The sequence below is a fragment of the Burkholderia sp. AU45251 genome (assembly GCF_030482905.1).
In the GTDB taxonomy this organism is placed as follows: domain Bacteria; phylum Pseudomonadota; class Gammaproteobacteria; order Burkholderiales; family Burkholderiaceae; genus Burkholderia; species Burkholderia aenigmatica.
The window spans coordinates 289,500-303,397 of sequence record NZ_JAUJQH010000005.1 but is presented as its reverse complement, the minus strand read 5'-3'; the positions used below and the strand labels follow the sequence as shown (position 1 = coordinate 303,397).

The window sequence follows — 13,898 nt, the reverse complement described above, 5'->3', positions numbered from 1 at the left end:
TGGGTTGCCACCAGTTCCAACCTATGCGACATTGACCAGACCAATCCGGATCGAAGCGCGATGCCGCAATCCATTCCCCTTCCCAAGATCAAACTCGATACCTCGTTGAAAACGCCGCTGTTCGTGCAGGTGCACGATGCGTTGCGCGACTCGATTCTGTCCGGCGCGATCCGGGCAGGCATGCGATTGCCGCCGTCGCGCGTGCTCGCGAGCGCGCTTGGCGTGTCGCGTCAGACGATCGTCACCGCTTACGAGCAACTGACCCTCGACGGGTATCTCGTCGCGCACGTCGGCCGCGGCAGCTTCGTGAGTTCGGCGCTGCCGATTGCCGCGGATCGTTCCGAAGCACGCCCCGTGACGGGATCGGGCGCGCCCGCGCTGCATCGCCGGCCGTCACGGCGCGGCCTTCGCTACGCGCCGCCCGAGCGCCCGACCGTGCCGACGGACACCGGCACCCATGCGTTCCGGACCGGCCTGCCGGCGCTGGAGATCTTTCCTTACGCCACATGGGCGCGTCTCGAAGGGTGCCATTGGCGGCGCCGTCCGGACATGATCGACGACCCGGCTGGCTTCGCGCCGCTCCGACAGGCACTGGCCGAGCGCCTGCGCGCCACGCGCGGCATGACGTGCGACCCCGAGCAAATTCTCGTGACGACCGGAACCCAGCAAGGGCTGCACCTGATCGCGACCCTGCTGCTGGACGCGGGCGACGCCGTCTGGATGGAAAATCCCGGCTATCGCTGGGCCAAGGCCATCCTGAGCGCCGCCGGCGCGGAGCTGTGCCCGGTGCCGGTGGACAGGGATGGCCTGCGCGTCGCCGACGGCATCGATCGGTTCCCGCATGCGACGCTCGCGTACGTCACGCCGTCGCATCAGTTTCCGTTGGGTGCGACCATGAGTCTGCAGCGACGTCTGGAGCTGCTGGCCTGGGCGCGCCGCGACGGCGCCTGGATCGTCGAAGACGATTACGACAGCGAATACCGCTATGACAGCCCGGTCCTCGCATCGCTGCAGAGCATGGATCGATCGGGCTGCGTGCTGTTTCTCGGCACCTTCTCGAAGGTGCTGTTCCCTGGCCTGCAACTGGGCTATATCGTCGTGCCGCCCGCGCTCGTGGATCTGTTCAAACGAGGCAAGGCGCTGATCGATCGCCGGACGGCGTCGATGCCGCAGCGCGTGCTCGCCGACTTCATCGCCGAGGGTCACTTCCAGCGTCACATCAAACGCACGCGGGCGCTCTACGACGAACGGCGGCAGGTCCTGCTGGACGCGGTGCGAATCCGCCTGGGCGGCGGCCTCGAGCCTGGCCCGTTCAACGCTGGCATGCAGATCGCGCTGGCCTTCAAGGGCAAGGTGGACGACGTCGAATTCGCCAGGCTGGCCGCCGAAAGAAACCTGTCCGTGCTGCCGCTTTCGGTGTGCTACGCACCCCGTACCGCGCGCGGGTACCCACCGGCGTCCGGGCTGCTGCTCGGCTTCGCTTGCGTGCCGCCGCACGAGATACGCCATGGCGTCGAGGTGCTGCAACAGATGCTGGAAACGGGTGCCGCAAGCGCCTGACCGCGCACATCGCGCCGTGACAAGCGGCACAGAACCGAACGCAGCCGGCCTCACCGCCATGCCGTCGCCCTGACAGCACCCCGATGAGCGATCAGTAGTGGCTGCGCCCCCACAGCGTCTTCGGCTCGTCGAGCAAATGACGCAACCCGCCGCGCTCGATCGTGATCGCCGCGACTTCATTCACCCGTTCGAGAATCGCCTCCTCATCGACCGACAACACGCGCCGATCCTCCATCAGCACCCTTCCGCCGACCATCGTCATGCACACGTCGGCCGCATTCGCGAAACACGTCACGCGATACACGGGCATGTTCATCGGCATCATGTGCGGCCGGAACAGGTCGACGAGGATGAGGTCGGCAAGCTTGCCGGCTTCGAGCGAACCGACCTCGTGATCGACCGACAGCGCCTTCGCCGCGTCGATCGTCACCATCTCCAGCACCTTGCCGTGCGGCAGCACGTCCGGATCGCGGAAATGCCGGCGGTGGTAATGCATGCACTGCCACATGTGGCGGAACATGTCGTAGCCGCGATCGGGTGCCGCGCCGTCCGACGCGATCGCCACCGTCACGCCCGCATCGATCAGCTCGGGCACCGGGCAGCGCCCGATGATCGACATGATCGCGCTCGGGTTGTGGACGATCGCGGTGCCCGTCTCGACGCACGCCGCGATGTCGGCGTCGGTCAGGTCGATGCTGTGCGACATGAACGACGTCGGCCCGAGCAGCCCGAGCTCGCGATGCGCGAACGCGAGCGTGCCCGCGCGGTGGCCGTCCTGCGTGAAGGTCAGCCCGCGCCCGCGCGCCAGCGCGCCGTAGCGCGCGGCCTGGTCGCGAAAATCGCGCTCGTACTGCGCGAGTTCGGGATCGTGCTCGGGCCCGTACACGGGCAGCGTGAGCGCGATGCGGATCCGGCCGTCGGCGTCACCGTGGCATTCGTCGATAATGCGTTCGCACACGTCGTACATCGTGTCGAAATCGATGTCACGCGTGTCGCTGCCGTCCGGCGTGTGGCGCGTGTACGCACGCGGCGCGGGTGGCCGCGACGGGCCGACCGCGACGATCGACCGCGTGCCGGTGCGCACCACCGCATCGCAATGGCGCCGTGCATAGACCGGATCGTCGACGCGCATGATCGAATTTCCGCCGCCGAGCAACGACACGCCCGTCGTCACGCCGGCCTTCAACCGTTCGAGCGCCGCGAGATGCGATTCGGTTTCCCAGAACGCCTCGTCCGACGCGCGCGTGTAGATCGTCTCGGCCGCGGCCGACCACGCATCGCCATCCGCGCCGCCGATCGTGCGCAGCATCGCGTGGCCCGCGTGCGCATGCGCATCGATCAGGCCCGGCAGCACGGCCTTGCGGCGCGCGTCGATCGTGCGCGCGGCGCGGTAACGGGCCTGCAGTTCATCGGTGCCGCCCACGGCGACGATACGATCGCCCTTCACGGCGACCGCGCCGTTCTCGATCACGCGCCGCTGCGGGTCCATCGTGATCACGCAGCCATGCGCGATCAGGGTGTCGATCGCTTCGCGGTTGTCCGCCCGGTTGTCCTCGGTAGTCATCGCACAGTGTCCTGTTGTCGTTCGATTGATGGTGTTGCCGCCCGATAGCCCGGCGGCCCGGCCGCGGCGTCATGCAGAAAAGCCGTCACGCGGAACCGACCGGCGCCGCGACCCTGGTCTTCAGCTTGCGCTGCCCCGCGCTGATCGCGATGAACACCACCGCATTCACCGCGAGCGCGACGAGCCCGGGGTTGATCGACGTCAGCGTATTCGACGCGCCGGGGAACAGCGACGCGAGCGTCACGCCATAGTAGTTCGTCATCGCGATCACAATCGCACCGGCTGCAATGCCCGCGAATGCGCCTTCGCGCGTGCCGAACGGTCGCTTCAGGAAGCTCGATGCGAGCATCGGCACGAGCTGCGTGAGCAGGCTCGACGAGAAGATCGCGAGCGTGACGAAGGTCGCGCCGCCGCGCAGCACGAAGTAGACCACCACCAGCGTGAAGATCGGCAGCGCGATTCGCGCGACGCGCGTCACCTCGCGGTCGGTCGCGTTCGGCGCGAAGCCTTCGCGGTAGATGTTGCGCGCGATCGTCGTCGACGCGTTCAGCATGATCAGCGAACCCGGCACCAGCGCGGTCAGCAGGCCCGTGCCGCCGACGATGCCGACGAACCACGCCGGGAACGTCTGCTTCACGAGCCGCAGCAGCGCAAGATCGGTCTGCGCGCCTTCGAGCCCGTGCACGGTCATTACGGCCGCGAAACCGACCAGGAACAGGAACGCGATCAGCACCTGGTACAGCGGCATCAGGATCACGTTGCGGCGCAGCGCGCGCTCGTCCTTCGCGACGTAGATCGCCGTGAAGCCGTGCGGATACAGGTAATAGCCGAGCGACGTGAGCAGGATCGTCGAGTTGTACCAGCTCAGGTTGAAGCCATGTTCCGGCATCCGAAGCAGTTCCGGATGCACGGCGTCGATCTTCGCGAACATCGCACCGAGGCCACCGTAGTAGTGGATCGGCAGGTACAGGCCGAGGAAGATCGCGATGCCGAGGATCAGCACGTCCTTGACGATCGCGATGTTCGCCGAGCCATGAATGCCCGACACGACCATGTAGACGGCCATCAGCGTCGCGGCGATCCAGATCGCGGCCGCTTGCGGGATCAGCCCGTACGACATCTCCGACACGATCACGCCAAGCCCGCGCAGCTGAATCATCAGCAGCGACACCATCGCGAACACCGCGACGACCGACACCAGCACGCCGATCGCGCGGCTGTCGTACTTCGACGCGAAGTAGTCGGCGAACGACACGAGCCCGCGCGCTTTCGCGTGGCGCCAGATCGCGGGCAGCATCCAGTAGCCGATCACGCACGCGAGACAGCCGTACGTCAGGATGTAGAACGCGGGCACGCCCTTGCTGTAGGTCCAGCCGCTCGCGCCGAGGAACGAGAACGTCGAGAACGCCTCGCCGGCCATCAGCAGGAACGTCAGCAGCGAACCGAAGCCGCGCCCGCCGACCGCCCACTGCTCGAGCGTGAGCTTGCGGCCGCGGCGCGCCATCACGCCAATGGCGAGCGCGAACACGGCGAACGCCACGATGATGATGATCGAAGCGTTCATCGCGCGTCTCCCGGGCGGCCGTCGCGTGCTGCGTCGCGTTCGTCGAGACGGAACAGGATCGCGAGGATCGCGGCGGTTGCCGCCATCCAGATCAGGTTCCACACGAGCAGGAACGGCAAGCCGAACAGCAGCGGCCGCGCCTCGGCGAGCGAGCCGCCGGCATACATCCCGACGAACGGCAACGCCGCCAGCAACAGTTTGAGTTTCATGAGTGTCTCCTCCGGAAGACGCGCGAACGCGTCAGAACATCAGAACTTCTGGCGGATGCCGACCACCACCGCCACCTGCGACGTCGTCGACGACGCGCTGTCGGTGCCGTCGATCCACGCCTGGCCGACACCCGACGACGCCTTCTGGTAGAAGCCGTTCACGTACACGTCGGTGCGCTTGGACAGCAGGTACTGCACGCCGGCCGATACCTGGTGGTAGTGGCCGCTGTCGCTGCCGCGCGCGACCTGCGTATAGGTGTAGCCGGCCGCGGCCATCAGCGCTGGCGTCACCATGTAGCGCAGGCTGCCTTCGTAGTTGTTGAAGCGCAGCGCGCCACCCGTTGCCTGCCCGAAGTTCGAGCCCGTATAGAGCAGGCCGAGCGTCGCCGGCCCGATCGCGTAGCTGCCGCCCGCGCCCCAGATCTGCTGGCGGATCGCGTTCCCGAGGCGCGCACCGAACAGCGATGCCGACGCCGGATAGTAGTTGTCCGAAGCCACAGCACCGGTCGCGCTGACCGCCGGATGGTTCACGCGCGCATACGCGGCCCCCGCGTTGAGCGGCCCGTTCACGTATGTGACGCCCGCGCTCCACGTGTTGTCGTTCGAAAAGCCGGTCGAGTTCGAGAAGCCGTACACGAGGTTCGCCTGCAGGCCCGCGATCGTCGGCGACACGTACTTCACCGCGTTGTTGGTACGGAACGTGTTGTTGATGTCGTCGTTGTCGAACGGGTGCGTCGAGTACTGCGCGAGGAAGCTGCTCATCTGCAGCGAGCCGAGGATGTCCTGCACCGAGTTGTACTGGCGACCAAGCGTCACCGCGCCCCAGTTCGCGCCGCTCAGGCCGACCCACGCCGAACGCCCGAACATCCGGCCACCCTGCCCGAGCGCGCCGTTCGCGACGTTGAAGCCGTTCTCGAGGCGGAAGTTCGCCTTCAGGCCACCGCCGAGATCCTCGGTGCCGATCAAGCCCCAGCGCGGGCCCGATTCGTTGCCGCCCGTGAATTGCCACAATGCATGGCCCTTCGCGTTGTTCGTGTAGGTCACGCCCGCGTCGACGATCCCGTACAGCGTCACCGTCGACTGCGCGTGCGCGGCGCCGGCGAACAGCATGGCGACCGCTGCGCCCACGCCTGCGGCGCACGTCTTCCCACCCTTCATTCGCACCATCTCCGTCTCCTCCTCTCCAAACCTGTTTATCGATGTGTTGTGTTTTTTTTGATCCTGCCCATACGCGCCGATCGGCTTGTCTAGACAGTGGCTCGATGGTATCCAGCCGCAACCGCATCAAGAAATGAAATGTTCAACTAGGCCGCAGTTGAAAATCGAATGGAAGGCGACGGGAGAGGAAATGAACGGAGTCCGCATGGCCCCGCAAGAGAAACGAAAGCACGCAGGCCGGCTGGACGCGGCGCGTTTTGATCTGACGTGAATGCGTTGCGTAAGCAAGCTGACGATGTGGCGACGCGCGACGCGGCCATACGGTTTTCCCCGATAGCCCGGGGTATCGGGGGGCGCCGCACCGCATCGACCGGACGCGAATGCGGCCTCATCGGCCCGCCCATCATCAGCCGGAGTGATGACCCTCCCCTTTTTCTGCGGATTTGACCGGGAACACGGTGCCGACAACACTAGCCCGCAGTGCTGCAAAGACGGCACGCGCCCGCTTCCCCTTCAGAGTCCGCCATGGTCCCGACCGACACCGTGCAATTCCCGAGCGCCGCCCGGCCGCTCGCCGACCGGCAGCTGCGCCGGATCGTCATCGCTTCCGTCGCCGGCAACGCGATGGAGTGGTACGACTTCTTCGTGTACGGCACGGCCGCGGCGCTCGTGTTCGGCCATGTGTTCTTCCCGCCCGGCGCGTCGCCGCTCGCAGGCAGCCTCGCCGCGTTCGCAGCCTTCGCGCTCGGCTTCGTCGCGCGGCCGCTCGGCGGAATCGTGTTCGGCCACGTCGGCGATCGCTACGGGCGCAAGGCGTCGCTCGTGTGGACGCTGCTGATCATGGGCGCATCGACCTTCGCGATCGGCCTGCTGCCGACCTATGCGCAGGTCGGCGTGTGGGCGCCGGCCGCGCTCGTCGCGCTGCGCCTGCTGCAAGGCATCGCGTCCGGCGGCGAATGGGGCGGCGGCGTGCTGATGATCAGCGAAAACGCACCGCCGGAACAGCGCGGCTACTACGCCGCGTGGAGCCAGCTCGGCGTGGGGGGCGGCTTCGTGCTGTCGTCGGCCGCGTTTCTCGCCGCGCAGGCGCTGCCCGACGACGCGTTCCGCACGTGGGGCTGGCGGCTGCCGTTCCTCGCGAGCATCGTCATCTTCGCGATCGGCATCTATATCCGCCGCCATCTGCCGGAAAGCCGCGACTTCGAGCAGGCCGGCAAGCGCGGCGCGCACACGCATCTGCCGATCGTCGAATGCGTCCGTCGCCACCCGAAGGAAATCCTGCTCGCGATGGGGCTGCGCGTGGCCGAGAACGGCGGCGCGTACATCTTCCTCGCGTTCTCGCTCGTCTACGGCAAGTACGTCGGCATTCCGAACGGCGTGATGCTGACCGGCGTGATGATCGCGATGATCGTCGAGATGGGGGCGATGCTCGCGTGGGGCCGGCTGTCCGACCGGATCGGCCGCAAGCCCGTGTACCTGATCGGCGCGCTGAGCCTCGTCGTGTGCGCGTTCCCGTTCTTCTGGCTGCTCGACACACGCGTGACGCCGCTCGTGTGGCTCGCGCTCACGGTCGGTACGGCGGTGAGTCACGGCGCGATGATCGGCACGCTGCCCGCGCTCGTCGGCGAACTGTTCAGCACCGAGGTGCGTTACTCGGGCGTCGCGCTCGGGCATGAAGTCGCATCGATCTTCGCGGGCGGGATGTCGCCGCTGATCGCGACGGCGTTGCTCGCGCACTATCACGCGTCGTGGCCCGTGTCGCTGTTCCTCATCGCGCTCGGCCTCGTGACCGTCGCGACGCTGTGCGTGATGCGCGAGACGCGTACCGCCCCGGCCGCCGACTCGCGCGGCGAGGCGGCATGAGCGCGCGGCCCGTGCCGGCCGCCACGCCCGTGCCTTTGCCGACGGGCGAGCGACCCGCCGGTTCACGGTGCCACGTGCGCGCTTTCGTGGCACCGCAAGCTCACGCGTCTGCGACGTCCGGGCTACGCGTCCGGGTTGCGCCGCGCCCCGTCGAACGCCGGCGCCAGCCCGAGATGATCGAGCAGCCGCGCGAATTCGCCGAGCCGCTGCCGCATGTACGCGGGCACATCCACGTTCGCATAGTCGTGGAAGCCGGTCCCCGTGCGCACGCCGTCGCGCCCGGTTTCCATGTTGCGTACGACGCTCGCGGCCGGTGCGAAGCGCGGGCCGATCTCGCCGGCGAGATACTTCGACGCGTAGTACAGGATGTCGCAGCCGCCCCAGTCGATGAATTCGAGCAGCCCGAGCACCGCGAAACGCGGGCCGAAGCCGGTGCGGATGGCCGTGTCGATGTCCTCCGCGCTCGCGACACCTTCCTCGACCATCCGCGCTGCCTCGTTCATCGCGAGCGCCTGGATGCGCGGCACGATGTAGCCGGGCGCCGGCCCGCAGATCACCGGCTTCTTGCCGACGCGTTCGAGCAGCGCGGCAAGCGCGCCGACCACCGACTGGTCGGTCGCATCGCTACGGCTGATCTCGACGAGCGGCATCAGCAGCGCGGGATTCAGCCAGTGCGCGTTCAGCATCCGCTCCGGATGCGCGACATGGCGCTGCAATTCGGTGACGACGAACGTCGACGTGGTCGACGCAATCGTTGCGCGCGCATCGACATGCTCGCCGAGCCAGCGCAGCGCGTCGGCCTTCGCGTCGAGCACTTCGGGCAGCGCCTCGAACACGACGGCTGCATCGCGCACGGCCTCCGCCGCGCCTTCCCGCGAGACGAGCGCGATGCGCGCGACGACCGCATCGGCCTGCGCGGCATCGATACGGCCGAGCGCGACCTGCGCGTGCAGCGGCCTGGCGATCTCGTCGCGCGTGCGATCGTCGAACGCGCTTTGGCCAGCCGCATCGCGCCGCTTGAAGTCGATCAGCGTCACGTCGATTCCGGCAAAGGCAAACACGAGCGCGATCCCCTGCCCCATGCGCCCCGCACCGAGCACATGCACGCGCGTCACCTCGGCGGCCGCGCTCATGCCGAAACTCCCGCGACGCCGTTGTCGAGCAGCGCACGCATCGCGCTCGTCGACAACGCCGCGATCCCGAGCCGCTCCAGCGTGCGCCCTTCCGCATACAGGTCGCGCACCGAGACCGCGCTCGCGATGCTCAGCAGCCCCTGCGCGACCGGCGTCGGCACACCGGCCCAGCGCCCGCACGACACGATGAACGACAGCCCGAGCCGGGTGTCCTCGAGCATGTAGCGATGGGTGCGCAGATCGATCTTCTCGCGCCAGTCGCCGCTATCGGTCAGCTTGCCGTGCGCGCCGCGCCCGTACATCCATTCGTCGCCTTCGGCCGCGTAGTGATCCGCGAGCGGAAAATGCGGCGCGCGGTAGCCGAGCGCTTCGCGCACCGCGATGCGTTCGGCGTCGAGCGCGTTCGTCACGCGACGGATCGACGGCTGCGTGCCCTCGTTGTGGATGTCCCATGCGTCGAAGTGTTCGAGCGGTCCGGCGTTCATCAGGATCAGCGGCGGATGGATCACGGGCCCCGCGTTCATCAACGCGCCCGACAACGCATCCTCGACCGGCTCGACCGACGGATAGCCCGCGCGCAGCACGTCGAACGCCCAACCGGCGGCATTCGCCGGAAACATGCCGGTCGGCAAGCGCGTCGCGTAGGCACTGATCACGACGTCGTTGTCGCCATGCTTGCGCACCAGGTACGGCAACGTGCCCGTCTCGGCGAATGCGACGCGCGAACGGTTGCCGGCGTCGGCCGCCGCCTGCGCGAACACGAAGCTGCCGAACGTGCCGGGCGGCAGGAATACGACCTGGCCGTCCTCCAGCAACGGCGCGACCTGCGCCGCGAGCGCGTCGTGCGACGTGGCAGGCAGCGGCACCACGACGAGTTGCGCGCCGCGCAGTGCGGCCGCGAGATCGCCGGTCAGGCGGATCGCACCCGGCGCATCGCCGAGCGGCACCGTGCGCTTGCCGCGATAGTCGGTCACGTTCAGCACGCCGAGTTCGCGCAGCCGCGCATGCGGCTCGCGGTCGCGCCGCCACCACGTCACGTCATGGCCCTTCTCGAGCAGGTCGATGGCCGCCGCATGGCAGCCGTGGCCGCCGCCCAGAACACATACCTTCATCGTCTTCTCCCGGTGATTGAGTGTTGTCGAGACTACGCGGCGGCCCCCGCCGCGTCGCTTCAAAACGCGCAACGGCACGCCCGTTCGCGCAACGCAATCGCGGCGATGCGCCTGCCGCTGCGCCCCTGCATCCGCTACGAGGTCCGTGAATGGATATCGCCCTGTCCCGCCATGCGCCGAACCGGCTCGGCACGCTGCACGCCCCCGACGATGTCGAACGCGCGGTCGCGCACCGGCTCGGGCCGCACCGGATGGCCTCGCGCAGCCGCGATCCGTTTCATGCGGAGCTGTACGAGGTGACGCTGCATCACGGCGCGCTGCTCGAACTCTGCTACGGCCGCGAAACGCGCATCGATTTCGGCGGCGATACGGATCACTTCCTGTTCCGGCTGACGCTTGCGGGTGCCTGCGAGCTGCAGGCCGGCAGCGTCGTCGCACGCGCCGGCCCCGGCGAGCTGACCGTGTCGTCGCCCGCACTCGCGAGCCGCCTGAGCACGAGCCCCGATTGCCGCAACCTCGTGCTGCGGCTCGAACGCGGCGCGCTCGAACGCAAGCTGCAGGACATGCTGCAGGCCACGCTCACGCGGCCGCTGCAGTTCGATCTCGCGGCCGGCGGCGCCGGCGCGGGCGCCGCGCTGCTGCTGCCGACCTTCGAATACCTGTGCCGGCTCGGGGCGCAGCCGGGCATCGGCACGGCCGCGACGACCTTCGGCGCCGACCTCACCGCGTGGCTGATGTCGCTGCTGCTCACGCACCTGCCGCATTCGTACAGCGATGCGCTCGCGCGCGGCACGCCGCCCTTGCCGGCCCACGTGCGTCGCGCGTGCGATCACGTCGAGGCGCACCTCGGCGAACCGCTCGCACTCGCCGCGCTCGCGGCGGTCTCGGGCGTCGCGCCACGCACGCTGCAGCACGCTTTTCGTGCGTTCCTGCACACCACGCCGGCCGCCTACGTGCGCGAACGCCGGCTCGCCGCCGTGCACACGGCGCTGCAACGCGGCGACGCGCGCAGCGTGACCGACGTGCTGATCGCGCACGGCATCCATGGCTTCGGCCATTTCGCGAAGGCGTATGCGCGGCGTTACGGCCACGCGCCTTCCGTCACCGCGAGGCAACCCCGATGACGCACTCCGCAACCGGCCGCCCGGCGGCCCCGGCCCGCGTCGAATCCGCGCCGCACGACGGCGACCCGTCCGAACTGCGCGTGCAGGATCTCGATCTCAACTTGCTGAAGACGTTTCGCGCGGTCTACGAGGAGCGGCACGTCGGCCGCGCGGCGCTGCGGCTCGGTGTCACGCAGCCGTCCGTCAGCTATGCGCTCGGCCGGCTGCGGCTGATGTTCCGCGACGCGCTGTTCGTGCGCACCGGCACCGGCGTCGAGCCGACGCCGCGCGCGCAGCGGCTCGCGCTGTCGGTCGACAAGGCGCTCGCGATCCTGCAGGACGTGCTCGACGAAGGCTCGCGCTTCACGCCCGACAGCACGCAGCGCGTGTTCCGCCTGCACATGAGCGATTTCGCGGCGAGCGCGTTCCTGCCGACGCTGCTCGCCGAATTCGCCCGTCGCGCGCCGGGTGCGGTGATCGAGACGCTGCACGTCGACGAATGCCAGCTCAACGTCGCGCTCGAATCGGGGCGCATCGACTTCGCTCTCGGGCATTTCGCCGACGCGTCGAGCCATTTCCAGCGCGCCGCGCTGCTGCACGAGCGCTGCGTGCTGCTGATGCCGCGCCGCACCGCGCAGCGCGTCGCGCTGCCCGACGACTACGTGCTCGATGGCGAAGCGCCCGACGCGCTGCGCTTCGTCGCGGTCACGTCGCATCCGCAATCGATGCAGCTGCTGGAGCGGCACGGGCTGATGCCGCGCGTGCGCGCGGCGCTACCCGATTTCATGGTGGTGCCCGCGTTGCTGCAGGATGGCGACTACGCGCTGATCCTGCCGGAGACGATCGCGATCACGTTTGCGGCGCGGCAGCCGTGCACGCTGTACGAGATCGCCGGCGCAAGCGAATGGGCGGTCAACGCGTACTGGCACCGGCGCTTCGACGCCGACCCCGGCCATCGCTGGCTGCGCGCGCTGCTGCTCGAACTGTTCAACATCGGCGAGCTGGCGCCGTTCGACGCATGGCTCGCGCCGCAGCCGCCCGCCTGCGCATAACGACGCGAACGCCGCGAGCGGCGCACGCAGTGCGAGCGGGCACCGGCACGGGCCGGTCAGAACGCCGTGAGGATGCCCGCGACGATCGAGCTGGCGGTCGCGCCCGGCTTCGCGACCGCGACGCCGCCACCGGCCGCGCCGTTGACGACGAAGCGCGCATGCGCGCCGTTGCGCACCATCGCGGCGCCCGTGTACAGCACCGTGCGCTTCGACAGCGGATAGTCGAAGCGGATGCCATACGAATCGGCGTTGCCGTCGCTGTCCGCGACCTTGCGGTAATGGCCGACGCTCAGCAGCAGCGACGCACGCCCGATCGGCACCGTCGCGCTCAGCTCCATGATGTCGCTGTGCGGATACGCGCTCTGGCTGTCGATCGCGGTCGCGACGTCGGGGCCGCCGCGATGGCGCATGTACAGCGCGGCCACCTTCACGACGCTGAAATCGTACGAAATCGCGCCCAGCGTGTAGTTGCCGTTCGCGGCCGGGCTCGAGCTGCCGAGCGCGGACGCGGCCACCGGGCTGAACTTCTGCTGCATGTAGTCGACGTCGACCGACAGGCCGCCACGCACGTAGTTGAGCCCCGCGCCGTAGGTATCGCCGAGCGTCGCCGGCTGTCCGGCCGCGCCGTTGGTACCGCGCGCGGCCATCGCCCGCAGCATGAAGCCCGCGTAGCGCGGCGACGTATAGCGCATCGAGTTGCGCACGCGCAGGAACGCGGGCCCGACGAAGTTGTTGGTCGCGTTACCCCACGCGAGCCCCGCGCCGAGGCCCGGCAGGCTGTACGTGACGAGCGTCGTGTGCAGGATCGTGTAGAGCTCGCCGAACTGCACGCCGCCGAACGGCCCCGTGATGCCGACCCACGCCTCGCGGCCGAACAGTGCGCTGCTGTTCGACAGCGCACCGCTGCCCGCATTGAAGCCGTCTTCCAGCTTGAAGATCGTCGCATAGCCGCCGCCGAGATCCTCGACGCCCCTCAGCCCCCACTGCGACGCCCACAGGTTGCCGCTGCCCATGCGCGTCACGTGGTTCGGCCCGGCGTTCGCGTATTCGATCGCGGTGTCGATGCGGCCGTAGAGCGTCACGCTCGACTGTGCGAAGGCGGGCAGCGCCGCGCAGGCAAGCAGCGCGGCAAGCGGTACGGCAAGCCGGTCGGCCCGCCCGTTCGGTTGGTTCATCGTCGTCGTCCCGTAGAGTTTCCGGCGCCTGTCGGCCTCGCGCCGCGTGGAGTGAAGCGCGTTCGCCGCGAAGGGCCAACGCTGCCGATCAAAACCGGGCCGAGTCTAGGAACGACAATTTCGGACGTCGACGCAATGCGCTCTATAACGCTTATAGATGCGCCGCATGATGCGTGCGCGCCCCGCCGCAAGCGCACCGCGCGGCGGCCGGCGCGCGCGCCCCTGGTGTTTTCTTTATCCGGGTCGGTAAATGCCCGTGTGGCGCGGCTGTCACTCCGGCTATGGCGGCCGAAATTGGCCGACTACGCTGCGTCTCCGACACGTGCCCCCCGCACGCTTTCGTGCCGCGACGGCGCCCGGCCCGCAAGGCCGCTGCCGCGCGTTTCCACCGCCCGCTCCTGGAGA

At 68.7% G+C, this 13,898-nt stretch carries 11 protein-coding genes; 4 read left to right on the top strand and 7 right to left on the bottom strand.

Annotated elements, in window-relative coordinates; translation table 11 throughout:
• Positions 1-60 precede the first annotated feature (60 nt).
• Positions 61-1,560 carry a PLP-dependent aminotransferase family protein gene (locus QZM67_RS14795; protein ID WP_301804244.1) on the top strand — a complete coding sequence of 500 codons (1,500 nt, stop codon included), beginning with the start codon at positions 61-63 and terminating at the stop codon, positions 1,558-1,560.
• Positions 1,561-1,651: 91 nt separating this feature from the next.
• Here the strand turns inward: QZM67_RS14795 and QZM67_RS14790 are convergent, their stop codons facing one another.
• The 4 genes from QZM67_RS14790 to QZM67_RS14775 all read right to left on the bottom strand — a co-directional run bounded on the left by QZM67_RS14790 (position 1,652) and on the right by QZM67_RS14775 (position 6,007).
• The gene (locus QZM67_RS14790; RefSeq protein ID WP_301804241.1) at positions 1,652-3,124 is read right to left on the bottom strand and encodes an amidohydrolase family protein; all 1,473 of its coding nucleotides are present in this window, start codon (positions 3,122-3,124) and stop codon (positions 1,652-1,654) included.
• An 85-nt stretch (positions 3,125-3,209) separates the two neighbouring features.
• On the bottom strand, positions 3,210-4,688 hold the full coding sequence (locus QZM67_RS14785; protein ID WP_301804238.1) for a sodium:solute symporter: 1,479 nt from the start codon (positions 4,686-4,688) through the stop codon (positions 3,210-3,212).
• A complete protein-coding gene (locus QZM67_RS14780; RefSeq protein ID WP_175024655.1) occupies positions 4,685-4,897 on the bottom strand; it encodes a DUF3311 domain-containing protein in 213 nt (70 codons plus the stop codon). Before QZM67_RS14780 ends, QZM67_RS14785 begins: the two co-directional genes overlap by 4 nt.
• 39 nt (positions 4,898-4,936) lie before the next feature.
• Entirely contained in the window at positions 4,937-6,007 is a 1,071-nt protein-coding gene (locus tag QZM67_RS14775; RefSeq protein WP_301804304.1) for a porin, read from the bottom strand.
• 573 nt (positions 6,008-6,580) lie between these two features.
• On the opposite strand from QZM67_RS14775, the gene QZM67_RS14770 reads away from it, so the two are divergent.
• Positions 6,581-7,918 carry an MFS transporter gene (locus tag QZM67_RS14770; RefSeq protein WP_301804236.1) on the top strand — a complete coding sequence of 446 codons (1,338 nt, stop codon included), beginning with the start codon at positions 6,581-6,583 and terminating at the stop codon, positions 7,916-7,918.
• Positions 7,919-8,040: 122 nt separating this feature from the next.
• Here QZM67_RS14770 and QZM67_RS14765 read toward each other — a convergent pair whose 3' ends face one another.
• Positions 8,041-9,051, bottom strand: a complete 1,011-nt coding sequence (locus QZM67_RS14765) for a 3-hydroxybutyryl-CoA dehydrogenase (RefSeq protein ID WP_301804234.1) — start codon at positions 9,049-9,051, stop codon at positions 8,041-8,043.
• Positions 9,048-10,163 (bottom strand): NAD/NADP-dependent octopine/nopaline dehydrogenase family protein, encoded by a 1,116-nt coding sequence (locus tag QZM67_RS14760; protein WP_301804232.1) that lies wholly within the window; start codon positions 10,161-10,163, stop codon positions 9,048-9,050. The genes QZM67_RS14765 and QZM67_RS14760 overlap by 4 nt, the downstream gene beginning before the upstream one ends.
• A gap of 149 nt (positions 10,164-10,312) precedes the next feature.
• On the opposite strand from QZM67_RS14760, the gene QZM67_RS14755 reads away from it, so the two are divergent.
• Complete coding sequence (locus QZM67_RS14755; protein ID WP_301804229.1) at positions 10,313-11,287, top strand: AraC family transcriptional regulator; 975 nt, start codon at positions 10,313-10,315, stop codon at positions 11,285-11,287.
• On the top strand, positions 11,284-12,318 hold the full coding sequence (locus QZM67_RS14750; protein WP_175024668.1) for a LysR family transcriptional regulator: 1,035 nt from the start codon (positions 11,284-11,286) through the stop codon (positions 12,316-12,318). Before QZM67_RS14755 ends, QZM67_RS14750 begins: the two co-directional genes overlap by 4 nt.
• 56 nt (positions 12,319-12,374) lie before the next feature.
• On the opposite strand, the gene QZM67_RS14745 is transcribed toward QZM67_RS14750, so the two are convergent.
• On the bottom strand, positions 12,375-13,493 hold the full coding sequence (locus QZM67_RS14745) for a porin (protein ID WP_301804223.1): 1,119 nt from the start codon (positions 13,491-13,493) through the stop codon (positions 12,375-12,377).
• Positions 13,494-13,898 lie beyond the last annotated feature (405 nt).

Bases quoted from the DNA above. Each gene is read 5' to 3' on its own strand.
- QZM67_RS14790 (WP_301804241.1), bottom strand. From the start codon at position 3,124: ATGACTACCGAGGACAACCGGGCGGACAACCGCGAAGCGATCGACACC.
- QZM67_RS14765 (WP_301804234.1), bottom strand. From the start codon at position 9,051: ATGAGCGCGGCCGCCGAGGTGACGCGCGTGCATGTGCTCGGTGCGGGG.
- QZM67_RS14750 (WP_175024668.1), top strand. From the start codon at position 11,284: ATGACGCACTCCGCAACCGGCCGCCCGGCGGCCCCGGCCCGCGTCGAA.
- QZM67_RS14795 (WP_301804244.1), top strand. From the start codon at position 61: ATGCCGCAATCCATTCCCCTTCCCAAGATCAAACTCGATACCTCGTTG.
- QZM67_RS14755 (WP_301804229.1), top strand. From the start codon at position 10,313: ATGGATATCGCCCTGTCCCGCCATGCGCCGAACCGGCTCGGCACGCTG.
- QZM67_RS14745 (WP_301804223.1), bottom strand. From the start codon at position 13,493: ATGAACCAACCGAACGGGCGGGCCGACCGGCTTGCCGTACCGCTTGCC.
- QZM67_RS14780 (WP_175024655.1), bottom strand. From the start codon at position 4,897: ATGAAACTCAAACTGTTGCTGGCGGCGTTGCCGTTCGTCGGGATGTAT.
- QZM67_RS14770 (WP_301804236.1), top strand. From the start codon at position 6,581: ATGGTCCCGACCGACACCGTGCAATTCCCGAGCGCCGCCCGGCCGCTC.
- QZM67_RS14775 (WP_301804304.1), bottom strand. From the start codon at position 6,007: ATGCTGTTCGCCGGCGCCGCGCACGCGCAGTCGACGGTGACGCTGTAC.
- QZM67_RS14760 (WP_301804232.1), bottom strand. From the start codon at position 10,163: ATGAAGGTATGTGTTCTGGGCGGCGGCCACGGCTGCCATGCGGCGGCC.
- QZM67_RS14785 (WP_301804238.1), bottom strand. From the start codon at position 4,688: ATGAACGCTTCGATCATCATCATCGTGGCGTTCGCCGTGTTCGCGCTC.